This window comes from Kitasatospora cinereorecta (assembly GCF_024172095.1).
GTDB classification, from domain to species: domain Bacteria; phylum Actinomycetota; class Actinomycetes; order Streptomycetales; family Streptomycetaceae; genus Kitasatospora; species Kitasatospora cinereorecta.
In genome coordinates, this window is the sequence record NZ_JAMZDX010000003.1 from 301,733 (window position 1) to 327,743 (window position 26,011).

Below are 26,011 nucleotides of genomic sequence, written 5' to 3' on the forward strand. Positions count from 1 at the left end.
CTCCGCTGACGACCGGTTGGTCGTGGCGGGGCCCGGTGTGGCACGGTGGCGGGGTGCGTCTGGAGACCACCACCGTCGCGTCCGTCCGCAGCGCCGGGAGTTCGGCCCTGCGGTGGGCCGCACCCGCCCTGCTCGGCTATGCGGCGGTGCGCGCGGTCGGCGTGCTGACCCTCGTCCTGTGGAGCCCCGGCCCCCGCCCCGGCCCGGGCGGGGGGACCGGCGGCGGACTGTCCAGGCTCGCCACCTTCTGGGACGCCTTCTGGTACCGCTCCCTCGCCGTCCACGGCTACGCGGGCACCCCGCCGGTACCCGGCCCGCACGGGCTCTACCAGCCGTACGCCTTCTTCCCCGCCTACCCGCTGCTGGTCCGGGCCGTGCCCGGACTGCCGGTCGGCGCGGCCGTCCTGCTGGTCACCTGGGCGGCCTCGCTCGCCGCCGCCTGGGGCATCTTCGCGATCGCCGCCCGGCTGTACGGGCGGCGGGCCGGGGTGATCGCCGCGGTCCTGTGGGGCGTACTGCCGTACGCCGTGGTGGAGAGCGCCGCGTACTCCGAGGCGCTGTTCACCGCCCTCGCCGCCTGGTCGGTGCACGCGGCGATCCGCCGGTGGTGGGTGTGGTCGGGCGCGCTCAGCCTGCTCGCCGGACTCACCCGGCCCACCGGCGTCGCGCTGGCCGGCGCGGTCTGCTGCGCCGCGCTCTGGGAGTTCGCGCGGCGCCGCGGCGGCCGGCGCGCGCTGCTCGGCTGCGCGCTGGCCCCGCTCGGATTCCTCGGCTACGTCGCCTGGGTCGGCCTGCGACTGCACCGCTGGGACGGCTACTTCCGGGTCCAGGACGCCTGGGAGTCGCACGTCGACTTCGGCCGCTCCACCTTCTACGCCTTCAAGCGGCTGCTGATGGCCGGCGGCCCGGTCTGGCTCACCGACGCCGTGGTGGCGCTGGTGCTGGTCGCCGCCGTGGTGCTGTTCGCCCTCTCGCTGCTGCAGCGCCAGCCGCCGGTCCTGCTGCTCTACAGCGCCGCGATGCTCGCCCTCGCCCTCGGCGACGCCGCCTACTTCAACTCCCGCGCCCGCTTCCTGCTGCCCGCCTTCGGCCTGCTCCTCCCGCTCGCCGCCGGCCTCGCCCGGATCCGCAGCCGGGCCGCCCTGTACCTGCTGCTCGGCTCCGCGGCGGTGGTGTCGGCGGCGTACGGCGGCTATGTGGTGTTCGTCTACCCGGACGCGCCGTAGGAGGCTCGGTCAGATTTCCTCCGGGCGGGCCGAGGTGCGGAGTGGCCGCAGCGCACTGATCTGACCGTCCACCCGGTCCGCCGGGAAGCCGGCTCCGCGGCCCGCGACTGAACCGCCGTGCCGGCGGGACGCGCCGGGCAGGGTGATCTCGGGGCCGGGCGTTCGCGGGTCGGGCGTTCGCGGGTCGGGCGTGGTCGGGTCGGGGGTGCTCAGGCCGGGCGGACGGCGCCGGCGAAGGGCATGGCGTCGATCGACTCGTAGCGGACCGGGGCGCCCGGGTGGGGGGCGTGGATCATCCGGCCGTTGCCCGTGTAGAGGCCGACGTGGGTGACGCCGGAGAAGAAGAAGACCAGGTCGCCGGGCTGGAGCTGGTCGCGGGTGATCCGCGGCGCGGCGTCGATCTGCTCGTAGGTGGTGCGGGGGAGGGCGACGCCGGCGCTGCGCCAGGCGGCCTGGACCAGGCCGGAGCAGTCGTAGGAGTCGGGTCCGGTGGCGCCCCAGACGTACGGCTTGCCGAGCTGGGCCCGGGCGAAGGTGATCGCCGCGAGGGCCCGGCCGGTGGCAGGCACCGGGAGCAGGTCGAGCGGGCTGCGGCCGTCGGAGCGGGAGGCGCGGGCGAGCGCGGCCCGGTCGGCGGGGCCGAGCCGGTCGAGGAGGGTCTGGGCCTGGGCCAGCTTCTGCTGGACGGCGGCCTTCTCGTCGGCGAGCTGCCGCTGGCGCACGGCGAGTTCGGCGATCCCGGACCGGGCCTCGGCGGCCTGGGTGTCCAGGGCGGCGCGCTGCTGCGCGTACTGGCGCAGCGCGCTCTGCTCGACCTGGCCGGCCTGGTCGAGCCGGGCGGAGTGCTCCAGGAACTGCTGCGGGTCGTCGGAGAGCGCCAGCTGGAGGGAGGGGGAGATGCCGCCGGTGCGGTACTGCTCGGCGGCGACCGCGGCGAGCCGGGCGCGGACGGCCTCGGCGGCGTCGGTCCGGCGGGCGAGCTCGTCCTGGAGCCGGCCCACCTGGCGCTGGAGCTCGTCGACCTGCTCCCTGGCGCCGTCGTAGCGCTGGGTGGCCTGCTCGGCCTCGCGGTACAGCGCGTCGATCTGGGCGCGGACCTGGTCGGGGGTGGCGGCCGGCTCCGCCCGGGCGGCCGGAGCGAGGCCCGAGACCGTGACGGCGGCCGCGCCGGCCGCCGTGGTGAGGACCAGGCGGCGGACCCGGCGGACGGGTCTGGGTTTCCTGTGCGACGCCATGGCGGCGCCCTCCTTTCGGGCCGGACCGCGATGGTGGTTCCTGTGTTCACCGGGCGCGCACGGGAGTGCGGTGCGCGAGCCCGGGCGGACCGGCTGGTGGGAGGGCGACGCTAGCGGGCGGTGCGCCGCGACAGGCCGCGCGTCACGCCGGTGTCCGCAATCCTGCGGAACTGGTCGTTCCGTGCCCGGACCGGGGCGGTTCGCGGCGCCGACCAGGGCGGGAAATGAGCGCTCCGGCCGATCGCGGCGGTCAGGGTCGGGCTGTCGGCGGCGGGTCATAGACTCGGAGTGCTATGAGTAGCCTCTTTGACGACCTCCCGCTCCCCGGCTTCGAGGACCCGGCCGTCGGCTCCCGCCGGCCCGCCGCCGCCGACGCACCCCCGCCGTTCGACGCGGAGCCCCCGTACGAGGAGGCCCCTCCGTACGGCGGGGCGGTGCCCCACGGGGGCGACCCGGACGAGTTCCCGCCGTACGAGCCCGGCCCGTACGAGCCCTCCCCGTACGAGGAGGAGATCCCAGGGGACCTCTTCGAGCGGGACTACGCCGCCGAGAGCGAGCGCGACGCCTGGTACCGCAACGGCGCCGCCCGGACGGTCGTCGACCCGGAGCAGCTGCTGGAGGGCATGAACGACCCCCAGCGCGAGGCGGTCCTGCACCACGGCTCGCCGGTGCTGATCGTGGCCGGCGCGGGCTCCGGCAAGACCCGGGTGCTGACCCACCGGATCGCGTACCTGCTGGCCGCGCGCGGGGTGCAGCCCGGCGAGATCCTGGCGATCACCTTCACCAACAAGGCCGCCGGCGAGATGCGCGAGCGGGTCGAGGCGCTGGTCGGGCCGCGTGCCCGGGCGATGTGGGTGTCGACCTTCCACAGCGCCTGCGTACGGATCCTGCGCCGCGAGTCCAAGCTGCTCGGCTTCACGTCCAGCTTCTCGATCTACGACGCGGCCGACTCGCAGCGGCTGATGGCCCTGGTCTGCCGCGACCTGGACCTGGACCCCAAGCAGTTCCCGCCGAAGTCCTTCACCGCGAAGATCAGCAACCTGAAGAACGAGCTGATCGACGAGGAGACCTACGCCGACCAGGCCGCCAACCCGATGGAGAAGAAGCTCGCCGAGGCGTACTTCCTCTACCAGCGGCGCCTGCGCGAGGCCAACGCGCTGGACTTCGACGACATCATCATGACCACCGTCAACCTGCTGCAGGCGTTCCCGGACGTCGCGGAGCACTACCGGCGCAGGTTCCGGCACATCCTGGTCGACGAGTACCAGGACACCAACCACGCCCAGTACACGCTGGTCCGCGAGCTCAGCGGCGGCACCGCCGCGCACGCGCCGAAGATGACCGTCGACGGCGACTTCGTGAACCCGGCCGAGGCCCGGCTGGCCCAGATCGCCCCCGCCGAGCTGTGCGTGGTCGGTGACGCGGACCAGTCGATCTACGCCTTCCGCGGCGCGACCATTCGCAACATCCTCCAGTTCGAGGAGGACTACCCGAACGCCACGACGATCCTGCTGGAGCAGAACTACCGCTCCACCCAGACCATCCTCAGCGCCGCCAACGCCGTCATCGAGCGCAACACCAACCGGCGCAAGAAGAACCTGTGGACCGCCGGCGACCAGGGCGAGCAGGTGGTCGGGTACGTCGCGGACGACGAGCACGGCGAGGCCCAGTTCATCGCCGAGGAGATCGACCGGCTGACCGACGCCGGGAACGCCCGGCCCGGCGACGTGGCGATCTTCTACCGGACCAACGCCCAGTCGCGCGTCTTCGAGGAGGTGTTCATCCGGGTCGGCCTGCCGTACAAGGTCGTCGGCGGCGTGCGCTTCTACGAGCGCAAGGAGGTCCGCGACATCCTCGCCTACCTGCGGGTGCTCTCCAACCCCGAGGACGCCGTGCCGCTGCGCCGGATCCTCAACGTGCCCAAGCGCGGCATCGGCGACCGCGCCGAGGCGATGATCGACGCGCTGGCGGCCCGCGAGCGGATCAGCTTCCCGCAGGCGCTGCAGCGGGTCGACGAGGCGTACGGGATGGCCGCGCGCTCCGCCAACGCGGTGAAGAAGTTCAACGCGCTGATGGCCGGGCTGCGCCAGGTGGTGGAGTCCGGTGCCGGACCGGCCGCGGTGCTGGAGGCCGTCCTGGAGGAGACCGGCTACCTCGCCGAACTCCAGGCCTCCACCGACCCGCAGGACGAGACCCGGGTGGAGAACCTCCAGGAACTCGCCTCGGTGGCCCTGGAGTACGAGAAGGACCCGGGCGAGCGCCCCGAGGGCGACGAGGGCCCGCCGGTCGGCACCCTGGCCGACTTCCTGGAGCGGGTCGCGCTGGTCGCCGACTCCGACCAGATCCCGGACGACGAGGACGGCAGCGGCGTCATCACCATGATGACCCTGCACACCGCCAAGGGACTGGAGTTCCCGGTGGTCTTCCTCACCGGCATGGAGGACGGGATCTTCCCGCACATGCGCGCCCTCAACCAGGTCAAGGAACTGGAGGAGGAGCGCCGGCTCGCCTACGTCGGCCTCACCCGGGCCCGCCAGCGGCTCTACCTCACCCGCTCGGTGCTGCGCAGCGCCTGGGGGCAGCCCTCGTACAACCCGGCCTCCCGCTTCCTCGAGGAGATCCCCGACACGCTGGTGCAGTGGAAGCGCACCGGCGCGGCCGCCGTGCCGGGCTCGCGCTTCGCGGGCTCGTCGTCGGGCGGCTCGTCACGCGGCTCCTCCCGGGGCTACGGCAGCGGCTCCTCCGGCGGGTACGGGGGCGGCGGCGGTCAGGGCGGCGGCGGGTCGGCCGGGCGCTCGTCGTCGGTCGGCGCCACGCCGCGCGCCGGCTGGGGCAAGTCCGCCCGCACCGTGGGCGAACGGGAGATCGTCGCACTCGCGGTCGGCGACCGGGTCACCCACGACACCTTCGGCCTCGGCACGGTCGTCGCCACCCAGGGCGTCGGCGACAAGGCCCAGGCCACGGTCGACTTCGGATCCTCCGGGCGCAAGCAACTGCTGCTCCGGTACGCGCCGGTGGAGAAGCTGTAGCGGGTCCAGCGGGTCCAGCGGCGCTCTGAGGGCGGAATTTTTGGGTCAGCGAGGGTCGAGGCCGTGGGCGAGCAGCCACGGGACCGGGTCGACCGGCTCCCCGCCGTCGGGCCGCACCTCGAAATGGAGGTGCGGCCCGGTGCTGTTCCCGGTGCTCCCCGAGTACGCGATCACATCGCCGGCCCGGACCGACCCCTTGCGGACCCGGTACGAGCGCAGGTGCCCGTACCAGGTCTGGGTGCCGTCCGGGGCGGTCACCGTCGCCAGATAGCCGTACGCGCTGCTCCACCGGGTGCCGACGGTGCCGTCGGTGGCTGCGCGGACCGGGGTGCCGCTGTCCACCGGGAAGTCGATGCCGGTGTGCCGGGCCGTCCAGTGCGCCCCGGCCTGGCCGAAGCCGGCGCTCAGCCCGCGGCGCTCCACCGGCAGCACGTAGCGCGGGTGCGCGGCGTCCTGCTGCGCCGCCAGTTCGGGCCGTTCGCCGCGTTCCCGGCCGGCGCGCTCCTGTTCCGCCCGTTCGGCGCGCTCGACCGCCTGGCGTTCGGCGGCGGTTCGCTCCACGGAGGCGGTTCGCTCCACGGAGGGGAGCCCAGAGGCGTGGCCGGTACCGGTGGTCGCCCGGCCGCTCGCCGGGCCGCTCGCCGGGCCGCCGGCACCGGGGGCGGCCGGGGCCGCCCGGTGCGGTTCGTCCAGGTGCACCGCGACGGCCGCTGCCGCGAACACCCCGAGCGTGGCCGCCGAGGGCAGTGCCACGGTCAGGACCGCCGTCCGGGTGGCGCTGCGGGACAGCGCGCGCCGTTGGGCACGGGTGGCACCGCGGCCGGCGGCGCGCGGGGTGGGGATCGGGGCTGCCATGGTGCCGCCTCCGGGGAATTCTCGGTCATGGGGGGAGAAAACAGCCGAGACTGTATCCCTCAGGTCGCAGACCGGACAAAGTGTGCATCTCAGCAGGCGTGGCGGTCCGTCAGCTCGCCGGTGGACTCGAGCGCGTGGCGGACGGCGGCGATGGCCGCCGGGTGTACCGGCAGGGCGACATGGCCGACGCCGGTGATCAGCAGATTGTCGGTCCGCAGGTCGGGGTGGTGCAGTGCGGCGGAGCGGCGCGGGATCACCAGCTCGTCCAACTCCGCGCGCAGCGCGGTGAACCGCGTTTGGCAGCGCGGCGCGGGGAGCCGCAACTCCGCCATCAGGTCGCTGCCCGGCCGCAGTTGGCGGGTGATCGGGAACGGTGTCGGCAGCCGGGCCACGTCGGTGCCCTGGTGCGGGGTGGCCAGGGTGACCACGTGCGGCACCAAGCCGTCCCCGCCGAGGCGCTGCACGTAGTAGCGGGCGATCAACCCGCCCAGGCTGTGGCCCACCAGCACCACCGGACGCCCCGGGTGCGCCCGCGCCGCCCACTCGACGTGCCGGGCCAGCAGCGCGGCGGCGGACCGCACGTCGCCGGGCAGCGGGGAGTACGTCAGCGCGTGCAGGTGCGTCCAGCCGCTCCGGTGCAGCGCGCGCAGGAGAGGGGTGAAGACGGCTCGGTTGTCGGCCAGGCCGTGCAGCAGCAGGACCGGGTCGTGGTGGGGCGGCGCGGTCACCGGCCGGGGCGGGCAGGTGGGCCGCTCGGCGGCGGTCCCGGTCCCGGCAGCGGTGGTGGCCCCGGGGGCATCGGCCGGGCCACCGATGCCGGTGGGGTAGCGGATCAGGTGGTGGGCGAGGGCGGCGGCCTCGGTGCCGGCACCGCGCAGGGCGGCCGCGGCCCGGCGGGCGGCGGCGGAGCGGAGGGGAGTGGTGGAGTGGAGAGGGGTGGTGGGCCCTTCGAAGGGGACGGTCATCGGCTCTCCCCGGCGAGGTGGCGGGGTGGGGGGGTGACGGGGTGGGGCTGTGATTTTCCCCTCCTCTCGACCCGCGAAACGGTGAACGCGGCCGGTGGGCGCTACCCTCCCCTCAGATCTGTTAGAAGTCGTTAACCTGAAGAGGTCAACGCCACACCCGCGCCCGACCCGGGTGAACCGGGTGGTGGACAACGTGGTCCAGGAGGCAGTCATGGGTGTGTCGGGTCCGATCCGTGTGGTGGTCGCCAAGCCGGGTCTGGACGGTCATGACCGCGGTGCCAAGGTGATCGCGCGTGCCCTGCGCGACGCCGGCATGGAGGTCATCTACACCGGCCTGCACCAGACCCCCGAGCAGATCGTCGACACCGCGATCCAGGAGGACGCCGACGGCATCGGCCTGTCGATCCTCTCCGGCGCGCACATGACCCTCTGCGCCCGGGTCATCGAGCTGCTGAAGGAGCGCGACGCCGAGGACATCAAGGTGTTCTGCGGCGGCATCATCCCCGACGAGGACATCACCGAGCTGAAGGCGATGGGCGTCGCCGACATCTTCACCCCCGGCACCCCGACCCAGGACGTGGTGAGCTGGGTGGCGGCCAACCTGCGCACCGCCAGCTGATCCGGGCGGAGCGCACAGGGCACCTGCGACGCGGGGTCGGGCCGAGTGCCCGGCCCCGCGTTCGCGTCCAGGCCTGCCTGGCGGCGTGTGACACCGGCATCGGTGATTCAGCCGGTGAGCTCCGCGAGCATCGCGGCGCGGAACCGCAGGGTCTCCGCGAGCCTCCCGAACGTGTCGGCCCACGCGGTGTCGGGTGCGGCGTCGGCGGCCAGGGCCTCCACCGCGGGGGCGGTCTCCGGGGCGAGGGCGCGCTCGGTCATGCCGAGCACCCCGCTGTGGCTCCACGGGTACGCGCCGGACGCGGCCGCGCGCTCCAGGGCGGCGACGACGGCGGTACTGAGCGGCGGCGTCCACGGTGTGGCGCAGGCGCCGAGCAGTTGGAAGGCGTCGCCGAGACCGTGTGCCCGGACGAACGCCGCCGTCCACGCGGCCCGCTCGGCCGGCGGCAGTACGGCCAGCAGCCGGGCCGGCGCACCCGACGTCCGCCCGGGCCGTCCGGGGCGGGGAGCGGGCCCGAGCAGGGCTCTGGCCCAGCCGGCGTCCTGCTGGCGTACGGCTGCCCGGGCCCAGGCCTCGTGCAGGTCGTCGGTCCAGTCGGCCTCGCCGTCGGCGGCGCGGAGGGTGAGCAGCTGATCCGGGGTGAGGCCGGTGTCCTGCGCCCACAGCGCGAGGGGTGCGCCCGCCACGATCTCGCCGAACCACCAGGCCCGTTCGCCGCGGCCGGTCGGTGACTTCACGGGTATGCCGTCGCGCTGCATCGCCGCGTCGCAGGCGGCGGGCGGAGTGACGGCGAGGTGGGCGCCGGGCGCGGATCCGTAGGTGAGGCGGACGGCGGCTCGGGCGCGCTCGGCCATCCGGGCGGCGAAGGCGGAACCGGGGAGGGTGGACAGCAGCTCGGCGGCGGTCGTCCGGACGTTCTTGGAGCGGTCGGAGAGCGCCGCCTCGAGGAAGGACTCGTCGGAGGCGGAGAGCCCGTCCTGCAGGGCGTCCAGGAAGAGCACCCGGTCCTCCGCGCGCTCGGTGGACCAGGTCGAGGCGAGCAGCGCCAGCCCGGCGGCCGGGTTGCTGCGGCGCAGTCGGGTGAGATGGGTGACCCGTTCGGCGAACAGGCCCTCGTGCCAGAGCTGTTCGCCGTCGGGCGTGGGCCGGTCGAGCGGTGCGGTGGCGGGCGGCCCGGCAGGTTCGGTGCTGGCGGCGGGGATGGCGGGGATGGCGGGGGTGCCCGCGGGGGCGGTGCGGGTGACGAACCGCCAGTCCGGGTTCTGCCCGGCGAGCCAGCGGCCGAGCGGACCGGCCAGGGCGACCGTGTCGGCCCGGAGTTCGCTGCGGGTGCGGGCGGTGTCGAGCAGGGACGGGAGGAGGTGGGCGGGCGGGCGGTAGCCGCGCTCGCGGGCGGCGGACAGCCACTGGGGGAGCAGCTCGGCCAGGTTGGCGGTGGTGGCGGCGGCCGAGCGGCCGCCGAGCAGGACGGCGAGGCGCCGGGCGGCCGCTTCGGACACCTCGGGGCGCGGATCCGGCGCGGCCGGGGCCGGTATCGCGGGTGGAGCGCCCGCGGTGGCGCCGGCCCGGCGGCGGACGGCGGCCAGGGCCGCCAGCTCCAGCAGGGCGGTGGCCTGGTCGGTGCGGTCGACGGCGTCGGCCAGTTCGCCGGCCGGGCCGGTGCCACCGGGCGGGGGCAGCGGCCGGCGGTCGGTGCCGAGCAGGGCAGCGGTCTCCAGCTCGGCCCAGTCGTCGTCGACGGCGGTGCGGGCGGGCTCGGCGGCGGTGCCGACGGCGGAGGCGGTCACGGTCGTCCTCCGGTCGGCTGCGGGCGGGCGGTGGGGAAGCGCTCGCGGCGGCCGGCGGTGGGCGCCGCGGCGGCAGGCTGCTGCCCGGCGGGCCGCGACGGCGCGCCGGGCACGGTACGGGCGCTGTGCGCGCGCCGGCCGGTGGTGACGGCGGGAGCGGGACGGGCCGGGGTGGCGCGGTGGCGGCGGCCCCAGCCGCTGGCGATGGCGGGCAGGTGCGTCATTGGGTCACTCCGATCGGTCGGGCGGACTCGGTCCAGGCGGTGACGGGGGCGAATCCGGCGTGGCCGCACTCGCCGAAGAGGGTGACCGGGTGGCCGGCGGAGGCGGCGGCCAGCCGCCACAGCGCGGCCTCCGGGACGGACCCGCGGCGGACCCGCAGGGCGCTGCGACCGTCCGTCAGCTGCCACCCCTCGGGCCCGAGAACGGGCACCACGCCGGTGAGCACGGTCGGCCAGGCGTCCAGCCAGGGGTCGTCGGCCACCGCCTCGCCGTACTCGGCCATCGCCTCCTCGGGCGACAGCCCGGCCGGGGCCTCGGCGGGTGCGGGTTCGGGCGTGCCGTACCGGGTGCCGAGGACGGCCCGCAGCGGGCGGGCACCGGGGTGGAAGGCCAGCTCGGCCTCCAGCGCCCGGCCGGTGGGCAGGGCGAGGTCGGGCGCCTGGCCGGGGCGGCCGAAGGCGAGCAGCACGGCGCTGCGGCCGGTCTTGGCGCCGCGCAGCCACAGCCGGCGGGTGGTCAGTCGGTCGTCGGCGGTGTCGCGGCTGCCGAGCACGTGCCAGCGGTCGCGGACGGTCGGGCCGGCCAGCAGCTCGGCGCTGTCGGCAGTGAAGCCGACCCTGGTCCGCACGGTCGCCGCGAGCGGGGCGGGCAGGGTGTCGATCCGGCCGTAGGCGCCGGCCAGCAGGTGCAGCATCGCGTACTCCTCCAGCAGGGCCTCCTGCGGCGTCTCGGCCAGGGCGCGGACCCGGGTGGCCAGGCCGGGCGCCTGGGCGTCGACCATGCGGGCCGCCACCTCCTCCCAGCCGTCGGCGGAGGGACGGTCTGCGAGGCCGCGTCGGACGCCGTCGGCCAGGCGCAGGCGCAGCTCCCCGGCCCCGGCGGCGACCCGGGCGGACCGGCGCTCGGCGCGCCGCCGGGCGGCCGCCGGGTCGGCCTCGGCGGCTCCGGCCTCGCGGCGGGCGGTCTTCTGCTCGGCGGCCTCGCGGCGGGCGTCGATCCACTCGGCCACCCAGCCGGGCGGCTCGGCGTCGTCGGCGACCGCCTCGGGGCCCGCGCTCCACAGCAGGAGCAGGCCGAGCGCGTGCTTGCACGGGAACTTCCGGCTGGGGCAGCTGCACCGGTATGCGGGCGTGCCGAGCTCGACGGCCGTCCGGTACGGCGTGCTGCCGCTGCCCTTGCACAGGCCCCACAGGACGCCCTGCCCCGAGCCCTGCTCCGACCAGGGCGAGGGGCCGGACAGCTTGCCGGCGGCCTTCCCTGACGCCGGATCAGGGGCGAGGGACAGGATGTCTTCGGTGCTCCAGCGTTCCTCCATGGCGACGACGTTAGGAGGGGCCACTGACAAATCCGGGGGTCGGCAGCCGGGTGTCACTCGAACTGATGAACGATCAGAAAGTGGGGCGGGATTTGTCAGTGGCGGGGTGCATGGTTGTTGTCGCAGGGCGCGAACGGGTGTGCGAAACGCCTGGTCCCGTGGCCCTGTGTGACATCTGCGCCGATGGTCCCACCAATCCCTGAGCCGCCCCCGCCCCTGCCACAGGTGTGCCGTGGGCCGGCCCGTATGAAGGAGCAGTCGATGACCGCGTCGATGGCCACCGAGCCGACCGCCGAGCCGACCGCGGAGCCGACCGCGGGCTCCGCCGCGGGGTCCACTGCCGGGTCCGGCGCGCACCCGGCCCCGGTCCTGCGGCAGCACGCGGAGGACGCCTTCGCCGCCGAGCTGGCCGCTCTCGCGGCGCAGGACGACCGCCCCCGCCCCGAGCGCTGGCGGCTCTCCCCGTGGGCTGTCGCCACCTACCTGACGGGTGGTGAACTGCCGGACGGCACCGTCGTCACGCCCAAGTACATCGGCCCCCGCCGGATCGTCGAGGTCGCCGTCACCACCCTGGCCACCGATCGCGCACTGCTCCTCCTCGGCGTGCCGGGCACCGCCAAGACCTGGGTCTCCGAGCACCTCGCGGCGGCCATCAGCGGCGACTCCACGCTGCTCGTCCAGGGCACCGCCGGCACCCCCGAGGAGGCCGTCCGGTACGGCTGGAACTACGCCCAGCTGCTCGCACACGGCCCGAGCCGCGACGCGCTGGTGCCCTCCCCGGTGATGCGGGCGATGGCCGACGGCCGGATCGCCCGGGTCGAGGAGCTCACCCGCATCCCGGCCGACGTGCAGGACAGCCTGATCACCATCCTCTCCGAGAAGACCCTGCCGGTCCCCGAGCTCGGCAGCGAGATCCAGGCCGTCCGCGGCTTCAACCTGATCGCCACCGCCAACGACCGCGACCGCGGGGTCAACGAGCTCTCCTCCGCATTGCGCCGCCGCTTCAACACGGTGGTGCTGCCGCTGCCGGCGACGCTGGAGGAGGAGGTCGAGATCGTCACCCGCCGGGTCGGCCAGCTCGGCCGCTCGCTCGACCTGCCCGAGCTCCCCGGCGGCGCCGAGCAGATCCGACGCGTCGTCACCGTCTTCCGTGAGCTGCGCGCGGGCCTCACCGCCGACGGCCGAACCAAGGTCAAGACCCCCGGCGGCACCCTCTCCACCGCCGAGGCCATCTCGGTGGTCACCAACGGCCTCGCGCTCGCCACCCACTTCGGCGACGGCGTGCTGCGCGCCGGCGACATCACCGACGGCATCCTCGGCGCGGTCGTCCGCGACCCGGTGGCGGACCGGCAGGTCTGGCGCGAGTACCTGGAGGGCGTCGTCCGCGAGCGCGAGGGCTGGAAGGACTTCTACCGCGCCGCTCGGGAGGTGGGCGCATGACCGACCAGGTGACCCTGCTGGGCATCCGCCACCACGGCCCCGGTTCCGCCCGTGCCGTCGCCGCCGCCCTGGAGCAGCTGCGGCCCGACGCCGTGCTGATCGAGGGCCCGCCGGAGGCCGACCAGCTCCTCGCCCTGGCCGGCGACAAGGAGATGACGCCGCCGGTCGCCCTGCTCGCCCACGTCGTGGACGACCCGGCCAAGGCCGCGTTCTGGCCGTTCGCCGCCTTCTCCCCGGAGTGGGTGGCCCTGCGGTACGCGGTCGAGTCGGACGTCCCGGTGCGCTTCATCGACCTGCCCGCCGCGGCCGGGTTCGCGCTCGCCGCCCGGTCCTCGTCGGGAGTGCCGGGGGGCACTTCCGGCGAACCGGGCGGCGGCTCCCCGGCGGCAGCCGGGCACCAGAGCGGGTCGGACGCCGACTCTCCGACCGGCCCGACCGGCCCGGCCGACGCCCACGGTGCCGCGCGAGGGGACGGCACCGCGGGCGCGGTCGGGGCCACGAAGGACGGGGATCCGGCGGAGACCGGCCAGACCGACCAGAGCGGACTGAGTGGTCCGAGTGGTTCGAGCGGTCCGTCCGTCGAGGTCGACGACAGCCCAGCGGTGGACGCGATCGACCCGATCGCCGAGCTCGCCCGGGCCGCCGGCCACGACGACCCCGAGCGGTGGTGGGAGGACGTGGTTGAGCACCGGACGCCCGACGCCGACGCCCTCGCCCCCTTCGCCGCCGTCGCCGAGGCCATGACCGCCCTGCGCGAGGACGTCCCGGTCGGCCGCCGCGACGAGCTGCGCGAGGCGCACATGCGCCAGCAGATCCGCGCGGCCCGCCGCGCCGGACACGCCCGGATCGCCGTCGTCTGCGGCGCCTGGCACGTGCCCGCACTGCAGTCCATGCCGACCGTCGCCCACGACCGGGCGCTGCTGGCCGGGCTGCCCAGGAAGCCGAAGACCGAGATCACCTGGGTGCCGTGGACGCACCGCAGGCTCTCCCAGCACACCGGCTACGGCGCCGGCATCGACTCGCCCGGCTGGTACCACCACCTCTTCACCACCGAGCAGGACACCGTCGCCCACTGGATGACCCGGGTCGCCGAGCTGCTCCGCGCCGAGGACCACCCGGTCTCCTCCGCCCACGTGATCGAGGCCGTCCGGCTCGCCGAGACGCTCGCCGCGATGCGCGGCCGCCCGCTCGCCGGGCTGACCGAGACCCTCGACGCCGTACGGGCCGTCATGTGCGACGGGTCGGACATCGCCCTCGCCCTGGTGCACGACCGGCTGGTGATCGGCGACGCTCTCGGCGAGGTCCCGGACGGCGCTCCCGCCGTCCCGCTCCAGCGCGACCTCGCCCGACTGCACCGAAGCCTGCGGCTCAAGCCGGACGCGGGCGAGCGCGAGCTGGCCCTGGACCTGCGCAAGGAGCTCGACGCCGACCGCTCCCGGCTGCTGCACCGGCTTCGCCTGCTCGGCATCGACTGGGGCGTCCCGAGCCGATCCGCCGTCAACTCCACCGGCACCTTCCGGGAGACCTGGAGCCTGCGCTGGGAGCCCGAGTTCGCGGTCCGGATCGTCGAGGCGGCGCAGTGGGGCACCACCGTCGAGTCCGCCGCCACCGGCAAGGCCGTCGAGGAGGCGGCCGGCGCGCAGGAGCTGGCCGAGCTCACCGCCCTCGCCGAGCGCTGCCTGCTCGCCGGGCTGCCCGGCGCCCTGCCGGCCGTGATGCGGCTGCTCGCCGACCGCGCCGCCCTCGACACCGATGTCGCGCACCTCGCCGCCGCGCTGCCCGCCCTGGTTCGCTCGCTCCGCTACGGCGACGTGCGGGCCACCGACGGCAGCGCCCTCGCCGAGGTCGCCCACGGCCTCGCCGAACGCATCTGCGTCGGGCTCCCACCTGCCTGCACCGGCCTGGACGCCGACGGCGCCACCGCGATGCGGGCCCACCTCGACGCCGTCCACACCGCCATGGCCCTCCTCCCGGACGCTCCCGAGCCGACGGCGCCCGAGTCCGAAACAGGCGGGGCGGAGCCGGCCAACCCCGCCCCCGCCCCCGTCGACGGGGTCGCCGAGCGTTGGGCCGCCGCTCTGCACTCGCTGGCCGCCCGCGAACCGGCCGGCGGTCCCGCCACCGGCGTGCCCGGCGTGCTGCGCGGGCGGGCGGTCCGGCTGCTGCTGGACGAGGGCCGGCTCGCCCCGGACGAAGCCGGTCGGCGGATGCGGCTGGTCCTGTCACCCGCCGGGGCGCCCGCAGACGCGGCCGGCTGGATCGAGGGCTTCCTGTCCGGCGGGGGCGCTCTGCTGCTCCACGACCCGGCGTTGCTCGGGCTGCTCGACGACTGGCTGTCCGGCGTGCCTGCCGACACCTTCACCGACCTGCTGCCGGTGCTGCGCCGCACCTTCTCGGCGCTGGAGGCGGGCGTCCGCCGCACCATCGGCGAGCGGGTCGCTGCCGGGCCGCTCACCGCCGCACCGGTACCGGCAGCCGCCCGCCCGAGCGACCTCGACCCCGCCCGCGCCGACGCCGCCCTGGCAACCCTCGCCCTCCTCCTCGGGCTCCCCGCTCCCGACGACCGCCCCGGCCTGGCCCGGATCCCGCGCCAGGCCGACCGCCGCGCCTCCTGACCGTCCCCGCCGACTGCCCCCGCCCGTCCCGCCTCACCCCCAGCGACCCGTCGCACTCACCCGCTTCCGACTCGCCCGACTCACCCGACCAAGGAGCGCCAGATGACCACTGTCCAGGCCGCCGCCGCCGACCCCGCCGTCGAGCGCATGCGGCGTTGGCGGCTCGTCCTCGGCGGCGAGTCCGACGGCACCGGATGCCGCCTCACCGGGCGGGACGCCGCGATGGACTCGGCCCTGGCCGCGCTGTACCGGGGGAGCGCCGACGGGAGCGACGGGGCGCGCGGCCGGCAGACCCGGTCGGCGGGCCTGGGAGGTTCGGCCCCGCAGGTGGCCCGCTGGCTGGGCGACATTCGGGAGTACTTCCCGACCTCCGTGGTCCAGCTGATGCAGCAGGACGCGATCAGCCGGCTGGGGCTGGACCGGCTGCTGCTGGAGCCCGAGATGCTGGAGGCGGTGGAGCCGGACGTCCACCTGGTCGGCACCCTGCTCTCGTTGAAGCACGCCCTGCCGGAGACCACCCGGGAGACGGCCCGCGCGGTGGTCGGTGCGGTGGTGGCCGAGCTGGAGCGCCGCCTGGCCGACCGCACCCGGTCCACGCTGGGCGGCGCCCTCGACCGCAGCGCCCGGGTCAACCGCCCCCGCCACCGGGACATCGACTGGGGCCGCACGATCCGGGCGAACCTGAAGAACTACCTGCCCGATGCCGGTCCGGACGGCCGCGGCACCGTGGTGCCGGAGCGCCTGGTCGGGTACGCCCGCGCCCAGCGCGCGGTGAAGAAGGACGTCATCCTCTGCATCGACCAGTCCGGCTCGATGGCCGCCTCCGTGGTGCACTCGGCGGTGTTCGGGGCGGTCCTCGCCTCGATGCACAGCCTGGACACCCGCCTGGTCGTCTTCGACACCTCGGTGGTCGACCTGACCGAGCAGCTCACCGACCCGGTGGACGTCCTGTTCGCCACCCGGCTCGGCGGCGGCACCGACATCAACCGGGCGCTCGCCTACTGCCAGTCGAGGATCACCCGGCCGTCCGAGACGATCGTGGTGCTGATCAGCGACCTCTACGAGGGTGGCATCCGCAGCGAGATGCTCAAGCGGGTCGCGACGATGAAGGCCTCGGGGGTGCAGTTCATCGCCCTGCTCGCACTCTCGGACGAGGGTGCGCCCGCGTACGACCACAACCACGCGGCCGCGCTGGCCGCCCTCGGCGCTCCGGCCTTCGCCTGTACGCCGGACGTCTTCCCCGACATCATGGCCGCCGCGATCGAGAAGCGGCCGCTGCCCGTGCCGGCCGCGACGTGACGCCTCCCGGCGATCCGGACGGTCCGACGCGGCCCCGACGACCCGGACGGTCCGACGCAGCCCCGACGACCCGACACTTCCCCGACGACCTGACACATCCGATCCGACCCGGTCCGATCCGACCCGATTCACCCCGGCGGGTGACGGCCCGTGCGGCCTCACGTTCGCTTCGTACCGACGGTGAGCATGCGGTACGACCCGTTCAGGCACTGCGGCTGTGACGGTTCTCACCAAAGCCGAGCCGGTCCCGGGCGAAACACGCCCGTCGTACGGGGATAACCTGCCAGACGGACGTGACGCGCGTGTTGATTGACGATGCGCCCGGACGCTGTGTGGGCCGCAAGGCCGTAATCTGCGTACCCGCTCAGCCCCGACGACCCGCAGCGAAGATCCTGCCGTGGCACGCTCGTAGAGACACATTCCGCGACCACGAACAAGGACAAACACGTGGACCTGTTCGAGTACCAGGCGAGGGACCTCTTCGCCAAGCACGGTGTACCCGTGCTTGACGGCGATGTCATCGAGACCGCCGCAGACGCTGCCGCCATCGCGGAGCGCTTCGGCGGCCGCGCCGTCGTCAAGGCTCAGGTGAAGGTGGGTGGCCGAGGCAAGGCCGGTGGCGTGAAGCTCGCCGCCGACCCGGCGGACGCCGTCGCCAAGGCCGAGGCGATCCTCGGCATGGACATCAAGGGCCACACCGTTCACAAGGTGATGCTGGCCCAGACCGCGGACATCAAGGACGAGTACTACGTCTCGTTCCTGCTGGACCGCACCAACCGCACCTTCCTGGCGATGGCCAGTGTCGAGGGCGGTGTGGAGATCGAGGTCGTCGCCGAGGAGAACCCGGACGCGCTGGCCAAGATCCCGGTCGACGCCAACGAGGGCTGCACCCCGGAGAAGGCCGCCGAGATCGTCGCCGCGGCCAAGTTCCCGGCCGAGGTCGCCGACCAGGTCGCCGAGGTCCTGCAGAAGCTGTGGAAGGTCTTCATCGCCGAGGACGCGCTCCTCGTCGAGGTCAACCCGCTGATCAAGTCCGGCGAGGGCAAGATCATCGCGCTTGACGGCAAGGTCTCCCTGGACGAGAACGCCGAGTTCCGTCAGCCGGAGCACGAGGCGCTCGAGGACAAGGCCGCCGCCAACCCGCTCGAGGCGGCGGCGAAGGCCAAGGGCCTCAACTACGTCAAGCTCGACGGCGAGGTCGGCATCATCGGCAACGGCGCGGGTCTCGTCATGAGCACCCTGGACGTCGTCGCCTACGCCGGTGAGAACCACGGTGGCGTCAAGCCCGCCAACTTCCTCGACATCGGCGGCGGCGCCTCCGCCGAGGTGATGGCGAACGGCCTGGAGATCATCCTGGGCGACACCGACGTCAAGTCGGTCTTCGTCAACGTCTTCGGCGGCATCACCGCGTGCGACGCGGTCGCCAACGGCATCGTGCAGGCCCTGGCCCTCCTCGAGGAGAAGGGTGAGGCCGTCACCAAGCCGCTCGTCGTCCGTCTGGACGGCAACAACGCCGAGCTGGGTCGTCAGATCCTGACCGACGCCAACCACCCGCTGGTGCAGCAGGTGGACACCATGGACGGTGCGGCCGACCGCGCCGCCGAGCTGGCGAACGCCAAGTAAGGAAGGGGACTAACACCATGGCTATCTTCCTTACCAAGGACAGCAAGGTCATCGTCCAGGGCATGACCGGCTCCGAGGGCATGAAGCACACCCGCCGCATGCTCGCCTCGGGCACCCAGATCGTCGGCGGTGTGAACCCGCGCAAGGCCGGCACCACCGTTGACGTCGACGGCACCAACGTGCCCGTCTTCGGCTCCGTGGCCGAGGCCATGAAGGAGACCGGTGCCGACGTCACCGTCATCTTCGTGCCGCCGAAGTTCACCAAGGACGCCGTCGTCGAGGCGATCGACGCCGAGATCGGCCTCGCCGTCGTCATCACCGAGGGTGTGCCGGTCCACGACTCGGCCGCCTTCTGGGCGTACGCCGGCTCCAAGGGCAACAAGACCCGGATCATCGGCCCGAACTGCCCCGGCCTGATCTCCCCCGGACAGTCCAACGCGGGCATCATCCCGGCGGACATCACCACCACCGGCCCGATCGGCCTGGTCTCGAAGTCCGGCACGCTGACCTACCAGCTCATGTACGAGCTGCGTGACCTCGGCTTCTCCTCCGCCGTCGGCATCGGTGGCGACCCGGTCATCGGCACCACCCACATCGACGCCCTCGCGGCGTTCGAGGCGGACCCGGAGACCAAGATCATCGTCATGATCGGCGAGATCGGCGGCGACGCCGAGGAGCGTGCCGCGGCCTACATCGCCGAGCACGTCACCAAGCCGGTCGTCGGCTACGTCGCGGGCTTCACCGCCCCCGAGGGCAAGACCATGGGCCACGCCGGCGCCATCGTCTCCGGTTCCTCGGGCACCGCCCAGGCGAAGAAGGAGGCCCTCGAGGCCGCCGGTGTCAAGGTCGGCAAGACGCCGTCCGAGACCGCCCGCCTGGCCCGCGAGCTGTTCAACGCCGCCAAGTAAGTCCACGCGGCAGTAGCCCGAGGGCGCCGCGGACGGGTACTCCGTCCGCAGCGCCCTCGGGCTTTTCCACGCCCGGTCCGTTCCGTCAGCGCAGCCGGTCGGCCAACCGCGGGGCGGAGGCCACGACGGGACACGGCCGGACCGAGGCGCACGGCACCGCAATCGGCAGCACGACGACCGCACCCTGTGGCGCGCCGGCGGCGGCCGGTGTTCCGGGCCCCCGCAGCGGCCACCACGGCCCCTGCGCAGCCGCCGCCTGCCCGGGGGTCGGCGGGGCGGGCTGGTCCGAGGGTTGGTCCGAGGACTGGCCGGAGGGCTGGTCCGACGGCGGGATCGATGGCTGGGGGGACGGCTGCGTCGACGGCTGGTCGGTCGGCTGAGGGGCCGTCCCGTCGGTCGCCGGGGGCGCCGAGGCGTCGGGGACGACCGCGAACTGCGCCGGGGCGCCGGGCACCGGGCTGCACCACGGGGTCTGGATGCCCGGACTCACCGCCGCCCGCGCGGCGGTCGGACCCGCGCTGCCGGTGTCCGCCGTCGTACAGGCCGCGGCGGGCGGCTCGTCCGCCGGACGGAACAGCGACGACGGGCCGACGCCCAACAGGGTCGTCACCACCGCCGCACCCATCGCCACCGGCAACAGGGCGGCCGCGCCCAGGCCGAGCCCGGCCCGCAGACGGCTGTGGGCGGTCAGCGCCGACGGCGACGGCAGCCGGGGCGCCGGACAGCCGTGCACCGCAGCCCGGTACAGCGCCTCGCCCAGCCGATCGGCGAACTCCGGCCCGTCCGGATCCTCGCCCACCAGCGCCGGCACCGCCCGCGCCAGCGCCGCACGGGCCGCGCGGACCCGGCCCTCCGCCGCCGCCGTGCTCGACTCGACCTCCACCGCGACCGCGGCGGCCGACAGTCCGAGGGTGTCGTGCAGCACCAGCGCCCGGCGCTGCGGACGGGACAGGCGGCGCAGCGCCTTCAGCAGCGCGCGGTCGTGGGCGGTCGGCCGGTCGGACGCCTCCGGCTCGGCGGCGGCGGCGGCAGCGGCGGCCGGACGGACCCGGATCCGGCGGCGCGGCAGGCGCCATCGGTGCGCCCGGCGCGGACCGCCCCGGCGCCACGGGGAGAGGGCGATCTCGAATGCCCTCGCCCTGACCCAGCCCTCGGGATCCGCCAGGTCCGAGACCTCCCACCACCGGCGGGACGCCTCGCCGAGCGCGAGCCGGACGCAGTGGGCGGCTCGGCGGCGGCTGCCGGTGAGCAGGAAGGTCTGCTGCACCAGACGGGCGTGGGCGTTCGCGCACAGCTCCGGGAAGGTGAGCGGCGCCCTCGCCGGAGCCGGAGCCGGAGCCGGAGCCGCAGGCGCCGCCGGGGCCGGGGTAGGGCCCGGGTCGGCCGCCTGCGACGGTTCGGCGGCTGCGGGCGCCGACGGATCCGGGCCGGCCGAGCCGCGCGTCGCGGGGTCCGGGCCGTCCGTCGCGGGGGCCGGGCCGGCCGGGTCGGGGTTGAGCAGCGCGCTCGCCAGGGCGACGGCCTCGGCGGGAGTGCCCGCGCCCAGCTTGCGCATCGCCCGCTGGAGGTAGGTGCGGACGGTGGCCGGCGCGAGGCCGAGCTGTTCGGCGACGGCGTTCGGGTCGTTGCCGGCGGCGAGTCGGGCCAGGACCTGTGCCTCACGGGGTGTCAGCAGCCGCAGCAGGCGGGCGGCGTCCGCGCGCGCCTGCTGCGACGGGCTGCCGGTCCGCTGGGGGTCGGCGGTCGAGGGCGAGGTCACCGCGCCCCCTCGCCGTCGCTCCAGCCGCGTCGGTGGTATCGGCACATGTACTGATAATCCGGGACACGGCGAAGCTTCGCCCGTTGACCCCCCACAACGGGTGATCTTGGGAGCATGAGCCCCATGACGCAGCTGATGGGCCGTCCGATCCTGGGTGTGCCGAGCGAACTGGGCACCCGCTCGGCCCTCGCCGACCTGCTGACCGGCGTGCGGACCGCGCTGCTCACCCTCGCCGCGGTGGCGGTGCCCGTGCTGGGCCTGTGGGTGATCGCCCCGTTCGGCGACGACAGCGCCGCGGACGCCGCCCGGGTCGCCTCCGCGCTCTGGCTGCTCGGGCACGGCGCGCCGCTCACCCGCGGGGAGGCGGAGGCGCCGCTCACCATGGCGCCGCTGCTGCTCACGGCGTGCAGCGCGGTACTGCTCTGCCGCGCCGGGCGGCGCATCGGACGGCGCGGACGCCTGCACTGGCGCGCGCCGCTGGCACTGTGCGCCGGATATCTGCTGGTCGCGGCCGGTGCGGTGGCGCAGTGCGCGGTGCCGGAGGCCGGGCTGCGGGCGCGTCCGCTGCCCGACCTGGCGGCGGTGGCCGTGCTCGCGGGCCTCTCCGTCGGCTACGGCGTACGGTCGGCCGGCGGGCGGCCCGGGGTCGTCGGCGGGCCCGGTGCCGTCGGCGGGCCGGGTGCGGCCGGGAGCGGCCGGGCCGGGGGAGCGCCCCGGGCGCTGGACCGGCTGCCCGCATGGGCCCGTCCGCCCGGCGCGTTCCCGGTGGCGGCCCGGGCGGGCCTCGCCTGGCTGCTCGGGGCGGCGGCGGTCGGCGGCACGGTGCTGACGGTGGCAGTGGTGCTGGGGCAGGCGGGACGGTCGGCGCACGGGCTGGGCAGCGACCCGGCGGCGTACCTCGGGATGCTGCTGGCCAGCGCGATCCTGCTGCCGAACGCGGTGGTCTGGGCGGCGGCGTACGCGCTGGGTCCGGGCTTCACGGTCGGGACGGGCACGGTGGCCGCGCCGCTCGGAACCCACCTGGCGGCAGTGCCGGACTTCCCCCTGCTCGCGCTGGTGGCACCGGACGGCGGGCCCGACTGGCGCCTGCTGGCCTGCGCACTGCCGTTCGCGGCCGGGGTGGTGCCGGCCCTGCTGCTGGGCCGGGCCGGGGTCGCTCCGGCGGTCGCGGCCACGGCCGACGACTGGCCGGTGGACCGCAACGGTGCGCCGCACGTGGTCTGGACGGCGGACGGCGAGCGCGCCGACGGCGGCGGACGCGAGCCCGAGGCGGCCGGCTGGGGCGCGGCCGGGACGGCGGTGGCGGTCCTGCTGGCTGCCGTGGTCGCCGGGGTCGGGGCGGGCGTGGTGGCCTGGGCAGCGGGCGGGACGCTCGGCGCGGGCCGGATGGCGGAGCTCGGGCCGGTGGCGTGGCAGGTCGCGGCGGCGACGGCGGCGTGGTTCGCCGTGGTGGCCGCGCCGGTCGCGCTGGCCGCCCGCTGGTGGGCGATGCGGAGCAGGACGGCGTCCTGGCGGGACCGGCTGGGCCGCTGGACGGTGCGCCGGACGGCACCGGTGCGGGTGGCGCTGCACCGGCTGCTGGCCCGCGCGTCGGAGGTGCGGTCGCCGCTCGCCCGGTGGCGCGAGCGGCGAGCGGCGGTGGACATCGACGGGGAACCGGACCCGCTGGACGGCTGACCTGCCCGGACGGTCGGACGGCCGGTCGGATGGCCGGAGTCCTGCCCGATCGAGCCGGCGTCAGCGCGTGTCGGTGGTGAGGTTGACCATCCACGCCGGGGCGAGGTTGCCGCAGCTCGCCTGGGCCTCCTGGGTGGCCGCGTCGCTGACGCAGGTCAGGTAGTCCTGGTAGTACAGGGTCGCCCCGAAGGCCGCGACGGTGATCAGCAGGGCGACACCGCCGGTGAGCAGACCGCCGAGCGCGGCGGGGGCCTGCGGGGTGGTGGGCCGCGCCGGGGCGGACTGCGGTGCGTACCGGTGGGCGACCGGTGACTCGGCGTCGGCGGAGGTGCCGGCGGAGGTGTCGCCGGACGTGCCGGCGGCCGCGGCGCCGCGGCCCGCCCGCAGGGCGCTGACCGCCCAGTAGACGGCCAGCATGCCGAGCAGCAGGGAGAGGTAGAACAGGCCGCTGATCGTGCAGAACAGGGCGGCGAAGCCCGCGGACAGCGCGTACCGGGACCGGCGCTGGACCGGGTCGTTGGGGTCGAACTTGGGCTGCGGCTGCTGCTGCGGCGGCGCGAGCCAGCCGTTGCGGTAGCCGTGGCTCCACCCGTGCGGCGGCGGGACCTGGGAGCGCTCGCCGTCCTCGTCCTCGGTGTCGCTCGGCGGACGCTCCGCGCCGCCCACGGGGATGCGGGGCCGCCACGGCTGGTCGGGGGCGTCCGCCGGCGGCGGCGCGAAGGGGTTGCGCTCGCCGGAGTCCTCGCCGCTGCTCATGGTGTCGGCCGTTCCTTCTCGTGGGGGCGTGCGGGCCGCGTCGGGGGCGGTCCGCCCGGTGGGGTGCGGTCGCCGGTGAACGCCCGCGGGTCAATGATCCCCCAGCCCGGTCGCTGCCGTGCGGCACCCCGCCAACTCTGCCCCACCGGCACCCGCGCGCCCCGCTCGCCGACCCCCGCCGTCCCAGAAGGAGCACCCACCGCCCCCACCCACCGACCCCCGCCGGACCGGCTGACCGTCCGTGGCGAGATCCCTGTCTCAACTACGCGCGTAGCGTTGCCTCGCGGTTACGGATGGCCTTCGACCAGCCGTTATCGTGGTGACGGTCAGCAGCCTGTACCCCGGCTCGACCTGGCGCCGCCCGTAGTGGCCCCACCGACGGTGGACGTACCAGCGGGCGCAAAACGTACGGAGAATCGCGCAGTGGCCGCCGCTTCCGCCCAAGTGTTCCCGCCCCGCACCCCCGGACCGGCTCGGCTGGTCGTCCTGGTCTCCGGCTCCGGCACCAACCTGCAGTCGCTGATCGATGCCGCCGCCGACCCGGCGTACGGCGCCGAGATCGTCGCGGTGGGCGCCGACCGCGCGGGCATCGCCGGTCTGAAGCGCGCCGAGCAGGCCGGGATCACCACCTTCGTCGAGCGGATCCCGGACCACGCCGACCGCGCCGCCTGGGACCGGGCGCTGACCGCCGCCGTGACCGCCCACCGGCCCGATGTGGTGGTCACCGCCGGCTTCATGAAGATCCTCGGCCCCGAGTTCATCGCCGCCTTCGGCGGCCGGATCGTCAACACCCACCCGGCCCTGCTGCCGTCCTTCCCCGGCGCCCACGGCGTCCCGGACGCCCTCGCCTACGGCGTGAAGGTCACCGGCTGCACCGTCCACCTGGTCGACGCCGGGGTGGACACCGGGCCGATCATCGCCCAGGGCGTCGTCGAGGTCCTCGACTCCGACCACGCCGACGGCGGCGAAGCGCTGCACGAGCGCATCAAGACTGTCGAGCGCACGCTGCTCGTCGAGGTCGTGGGCCGGCTGGCCCGCGAAGGCCACCGCATCGAAGACCGAAAGGTATGGATCCCGGCATGAGCGCCGCTTCCTCCGCCACGCCCCCCGTGTCCGAGAACGTCCGCCCGATCCGCCGCGCGCTGATCAGCGTGTACGACAAGACCGGTCTGGAGGAGCTGGCCCAGGGCCTGCACGCCGCCGGGGTCGCCATCGTCTCCACCGGCTCCACCGCCGGCCGGATCGCCGCCGCGGGCGTCCCGGTCACCGAGGTCTCCGAGCTGACCGGCTTCCCGGAGTGCCTGGACGGCCGGGTGAAGACCCTGCACCCGCGCGTGCACGCCGGTGTCCTCGCCGACCTGCGCCTGGAGTCGCACCGCGCGCAGCTGGTCGAGCTCGGCGTCGAGCCGTTCGACCTGGTCGTGGTGAACCTCTACCCGTTCACCGCGACGGTCGCCTCCGGCGCCACCCCGGACGAGTGCGTCGAGCAGATCGACATCGGCGGCCCGTCGATGGTCCGCGCCGCGGCCAAGAACCACCCCTCGGTCGCCGTGGTGGTCGACCCGGCCCGCTACGGCGACGTGCTGAGCGCCGTTCAGGGCGGCGGTTTCGACCTGCTGACCCGCAAGCGCCTGGCGGCCGCCGCGTTCGCCCACACCGCGGCGTACGACGTGGCCGTGGCCTCCTGGTTCGAGCAGTCCGGCTACACCGAGTCGGACGAGGCCTTCCCGGCCTTCCTGGGCTCCACCTGGGAGCGCCAGAACGTCCTGCGCTACGGCGAGAACCCGCACCAGTCGGCGGCCATCTACTCCGACGGCACCGGCGGCCTGGCAGGCGCGCAGCAGCTGCACGGCAAGGAGATGTCCTACAACAACTACGTGGACACCGACGCCGCGCGCCGCGCCGCGTACGATCACGAGGCGCCGGCCGTGGCGATCATCAAGCACGCCAACCCGTGCGGCATCGCCACCGGCGCGGACGTCGCCGAGGCGCACCGTAAGGCGCACGCCTGCGACCCGCTGTCGGCGTTCGGCGGCGTGATCGCGGTCAACCGCCCGGTCACCGTGGAGCTGGCCGAGCAGATCGCCGAGATCTTCACCGAGGTCGTGGTGGCCCCGGGTTACGAGGACGGCGCGGTCGAGGTGCTGGCCCGCAAGAAGAACATCCGCGTGCTGGTCGCCCCGGACGCCCCGGCCAACCTGCGCGAGGTCCGTCCGATCTCCGGCGGCGTGCTGCTGCAGGAGACCGACCGGATCCACGCGGACGGCGACGACCCGGCGACCTGGACCCTGGCCACCGGCGAGGCGCTGGCGGAGTCCGAGCTGGCCGAGCTGTCCTTCGCCTGGCGGGCCTGCCGGGCCGTCAAGTCCAACGCCATCCTGCTGGCCAAGGACAACGCCTCGGTCGGCGTGGGCATGGGCCAGGTCAACCGGGTCGACTCGGCCAAGCTGGCGGTCGAGCGGGCCGGCGAGCGGGCCAAGGGCTCGTACGCGGCGTCCGACGCCTTCTTCCCGTTCCCGGACGGCCTCCAGGTGCTGATCGACGGCGGCGTCAAGGCCGTGGTCCAGCCTGGCGGTTCGGTCCGTGACGAGGAGGTCGTGGCGGCCGCCGCCGCGGCCGGGGTGACCATGTACTTCACCGGCACCCGCCACTTCTTCCACTGATCCCTGCCTGATCCAGGC

Annotated in this window: 19 protein-coding genes; 11 read left to right on the forward strand and 8 right to left on the reverse strand. The window is 75.1% G+C overall.

Going from position 1 to position 26,011, the window contains the following annotated elements; translation table 11 throughout:
- Positions 1-53: 53 nt before the first annotated feature.
- Positions 54-1,226 (forward strand): glycosyltransferase family 39 protein, encoded by a 1,173-nt coding sequence (locus FHR36_RS15025; RefSeq protein WP_253797455.1) that lies wholly within the window; start codon positions 54-56, stop codon positions 1,224-1,226.
- 209 nt (positions 1,227-1,435) lie between these two features.
- Here FHR36_RS15025 and FHR36_RS39330 read toward each other — a convergent pair whose 3' ends face one another.
- Positions 1,436-2,461: a C40 family peptidase gene (locus FHR36_RS39330; RefSeq protein ID WP_301330249.1), complete on the reverse strand. Its 1,026-nt coding sequence runs from the start codon at positions 2,459-2,461 to the stop codon at positions 1,436-1,438.
- 293 nt (positions 2,462-2,754) lie between these two features.
- Here FHR36_RS39330 and pcrA point away from each other — a divergent pair, with 293 nt between their 5' ends.
- Complete coding sequence (gene pcrA, locus FHR36_RS15035) at positions 2,755-5,490, forward strand: DNA helicase PcrA (protein WP_253797457.1); 2,736 nt, start codon at positions 2,755-2,757, stop codon at positions 5,488-5,490.
- 45 nt (positions 5,491-5,535) lie between these two features.
- Here pcrA and FHR36_RS15040 read toward each other — a convergent pair whose 3' ends face one another.
- Positions 5,536-6,345: a M23 family metallopeptidase gene (locus FHR36_RS15040; protein WP_253797459.1), complete on the reverse strand. Its 810-nt coding sequence runs from the start codon at positions 6,343-6,345 to the stop codon at positions 5,536-5,538.
- 89 nt (positions 6,346-6,434) lie between these two features.
- Complete coding sequence (locus FHR36_RS15045; RefSeq protein WP_253797461.1) at positions 6,435-7,310, reverse strand: esterase/lipase family protein; 876 nt, start codon at positions 7,308-7,310, stop codon at positions 6,435-6,437.
- Positions 7,311-7,521: 211 nt separating this feature from the next.
- Between FHR36_RS15045 and FHR36_RS15050 the strand changes: the two genes are divergently transcribed.
- Positions 7,522-7,929 carry a coenzyme B12-dependent isobutyryl CoA mutase small subunit gene (locus FHR36_RS15050; RefSeq protein ID WP_253797463.1) on the forward strand — a complete coding sequence of 136 codons (408 nt, stop codon included), beginning with the start codon at positions 7,522-7,524 and terminating at the stop codon, positions 7,927-7,929.
- A gap of 107 nt (positions 7,930-8,036) precedes the next feature.
- On the opposite strand, the gene FHR36_RS15055 is transcribed toward FHR36_RS15050, so the two are convergent.
- The 3 genes from FHR36_RS15055 to FHR36_RS15065 are packed head-to-tail and all read right to left on the reverse strand — an operon-like array spanning position 8,037 to position 11,253.
- Entirely contained in the window at positions 8,037-9,716 is a 1,680-nt protein-coding gene (locus tag FHR36_RS15055) for a DUF5691 domain-containing protein (RefSeq protein WP_253797465.1), read from the reverse strand.
- Positions 9,713-9,940, reverse strand: a complete 228-nt coding sequence (locus FHR36_RS15060) for a hypothetical protein (protein ID WP_253797467.1) — start codon at positions 9,938-9,940, stop codon at positions 9,713-9,715. The genes FHR36_RS15055 and FHR36_RS15060 overlap by 4 nt, the downstream gene beginning before the upstream one ends.
- Positions 9,937-11,253, reverse strand: coding sequence for an SWIM zinc finger family protein (locus FHR36_RS15065; protein WP_253797470.1), 1,317 nt, complete (start codon positions 11,251-11,253; stop codon positions 9,937-9,939). The genes FHR36_RS15060 and FHR36_RS15065 overlap by 4 nt, the downstream gene beginning before the upstream one ends.
- A gap of 273 nt (positions 11,254-11,526) precedes the next feature.
- Here FHR36_RS15065 and FHR36_RS15070 point away from each other — a divergent pair, with 273 nt between their 5' ends.
- The 5 genes from FHR36_RS15070 to sucD all read left to right on the forward strand — a co-directional run bounded on the left by FHR36_RS15070 (position 11,527) and on the right by sucD (position 19,138).
- A complete protein-coding gene (locus tag FHR36_RS15070; protein WP_407660840.1) occupies positions 11,527-12,693 on the forward strand; it encodes an ATP-binding protein in 1,167 nt (388 codons plus the stop codon).
- Positions 12,690-15,308 carry a DUF5682 family protein gene (locus tag FHR36_RS15075; RefSeq protein ID WP_253797475.1) on the forward strand — a complete coding sequence of 873 codons (2,619 nt, stop codon included), beginning with the start codon at positions 12,690-12,692 and terminating at the stop codon, positions 15,306-15,308. The genes FHR36_RS15070 and FHR36_RS15075 overlap by 4 nt, the downstream gene beginning before the upstream one ends.
- A gap of 102 nt (positions 15,309-15,410) precedes the next feature.
- Positions 15,411-16,607, forward strand: a complete 1,197-nt coding sequence (locus FHR36_RS15080) for a VWA domain-containing protein (protein WP_253797478.1) — start codon at positions 15,411-15,413, stop codon at positions 16,605-16,607.
- Between the two features lie 447 nt (positions 16,608-17,054).
- The gene (sucC, locus tag FHR36_RS15085) at positions 17,055-18,230 is read left to right on the forward strand and encodes an ADP-forming succinate--CoA ligase subunit beta (protein ID WP_253797494.1); all 1,176 of its coding nucleotides are present in this window, start codon (positions 17,055-17,057) and stop codon (positions 18,228-18,230) included.
- 17 nt (positions 18,231-18,247) lie between these two features.
- A complete protein-coding gene (gene sucD, locus FHR36_RS15090; protein WP_253797502.1) occupies positions 18,248-19,138 on the forward strand; it encodes a succinate--CoA ligase subunit alpha in 891 nt (296 codons plus the stop codon).
- 85 nt (positions 19,139-19,223) lie between these two features.
- Here sucD and FHR36_RS15095 read toward each other — a convergent pair whose 3' ends face one another.
- Entirely contained in the window at positions 19,224-20,897 is a 1,674-nt protein-coding gene (locus FHR36_RS15095; protein ID WP_253797504.1) for a LuxR C-terminal-related transcriptional regulator, read from the reverse strand.
- 123 nt (positions 20,898-21,020) lie between these two features.
- On the opposite strand from FHR36_RS15095, the gene FHR36_RS15100 reads away from it, so the two are divergent.
- Positions 21,021-22,574, forward strand: a complete 1,554-nt coding sequence (locus tag FHR36_RS15100) for a cell division protein PerM (protein ID WP_253797506.1) — start codon at positions 21,021-21,023, stop codon at positions 22,572-22,574.
- A gap of 60 nt (positions 22,575-22,634) precedes the next feature.
- On the opposite strand, the gene FHR36_RS15105 is transcribed toward FHR36_RS15100, so the two are convergent.
- Entirely contained in the window at positions 22,635-23,330 is a 696-nt protein-coding gene (locus tag FHR36_RS15105) for a hypothetical protein (RefSeq protein WP_253797508.1), read from the reverse strand.
- A gap of 423 nt (positions 23,331-23,753) precedes the next feature.
- On the opposite strand from FHR36_RS15105, the gene purN reads away from it, so the two are divergent.
- Both purN and purH read left to right on the forward strand, forming a co-directional pair.
- Positions 23,754-24,413, forward strand: a complete 660-nt coding sequence (gene purN, locus FHR36_RS15110; protein WP_253797510.1) for a phosphoribosylglycinamide formyltransferase — start codon at positions 23,754-23,756, stop codon at positions 24,411-24,413.
- On the forward strand, positions 24,410-25,993 hold the full coding sequence (purH, locus tag FHR36_RS15115; protein WP_253797512.1) for a bifunctional phosphoribosylaminoimidazolecarboxamide formyltransferase/IMP cyclohydrolase: 1,584 nt from the start codon (positions 24,410-24,412) through the stop codon (positions 25,991-25,993). The genes purN and purH overlap by 4 nt, the downstream gene beginning before the upstream one ends.
- The last annotated feature ends 18 nt before the right edge of the window (positions 25,994-26,011 follow it).

Excerpts from the sequence above, each read along its gene's own strand:
- FHR36_RS39330 (WP_301330249.1), bottom strand. The coding sequence starts at position 2,461 with ATGGCGTCGCACAGGAAACCCAGACCCGTCCGCCGGGTCCGCCGCCTG.
- pcrA (WP_253797457.1), top strand. The coding sequence starts at position 2,755 with ATGAGTAGCCTCTTTGACGACCTCCCGCTCCCCGGCTTCGAGGACCCG.
- FHR36_RS15040 (WP_253797459.1), bottom strand. The coding sequence starts at position 6,345 with ATGGCAGCCCCGATCCCCACCCCGCGCGCCGCCGGCCGCGGTGCCACC.
- FHR36_RS15045 (WP_253797461.1), bottom strand. The coding sequence starts at position 7,310 with ATGACCGTCCCCTTCGAAGGGCCCACCACCCCTCTCCACTCCACCACT.
- FHR36_RS15050 (WP_253797463.1), top strand. The coding sequence starts at position 7,522 with ATGGGTGTGTCGGGTCCGATCCGTGTGGTGGTCGCCAAGCCGGGTCTG.
- FHR36_RS15060 (WP_253797467.1), bottom strand. The coding sequence starts at position 9,940 with ATGACGCACCTGCCCGCCATCGCCAGCGGCTGGGGCCGCCGCCACCGC.
- FHR36_RS15065 (WP_253797470.1), bottom strand. The coding sequence starts at position 11,253 with ATGGAGGAACGCTGGAGCACCGAAGACATCCTGTCCCTCGCCCCTGAT.
- FHR36_RS15070 (WP_407660840.1), top strand. The coding sequence starts at position 11,527 with ATGGCCACCGAGCCGACCGCCGAGCCGACCGCGGAGCCGACCGCGGGC.
- FHR36_RS15075 (WP_253797475.1), top strand. The coding sequence starts at position 12,690 with ATGACCGACCAGGTGACCCTGCTGGGCATCCGCCACCACGGCCCCGGT.
- FHR36_RS15080 (WP_253797478.1), top strand. The coding sequence starts at position 15,411 with ATGACCACTGTCCAGGCCGCCGCCGCCGACCCCGCCGTCGAGCGCATG.
- sucD (WP_253797502.1), top strand. The coding sequence starts at position 18,248 with ATGGCTATCTTCCTTACCAAGGACAGCAAGGTCATCGTCCAGGGCATG.
- FHR36_RS15100 (WP_253797506.1), top strand. The coding sequence starts at position 21,021 with ATGACGCAGCTGATGGGCCGTCCGATCCTGGGTGTGCCGAGCGAACTG.
- FHR36_RS15105 (WP_253797508.1), bottom strand. The coding sequence starts at position 23,330 with ATGAGCAGCGGCGAGGACTCCGGCGAGCGCAACCCCTTCGCGCCGCCG.
- purH (WP_253797512.1), top strand. The coding sequence starts at position 24,410 with ATGAGCGCCGCTTCCTCCGCCACGCCCCCCGTGTCCGAGAACGTCCGC.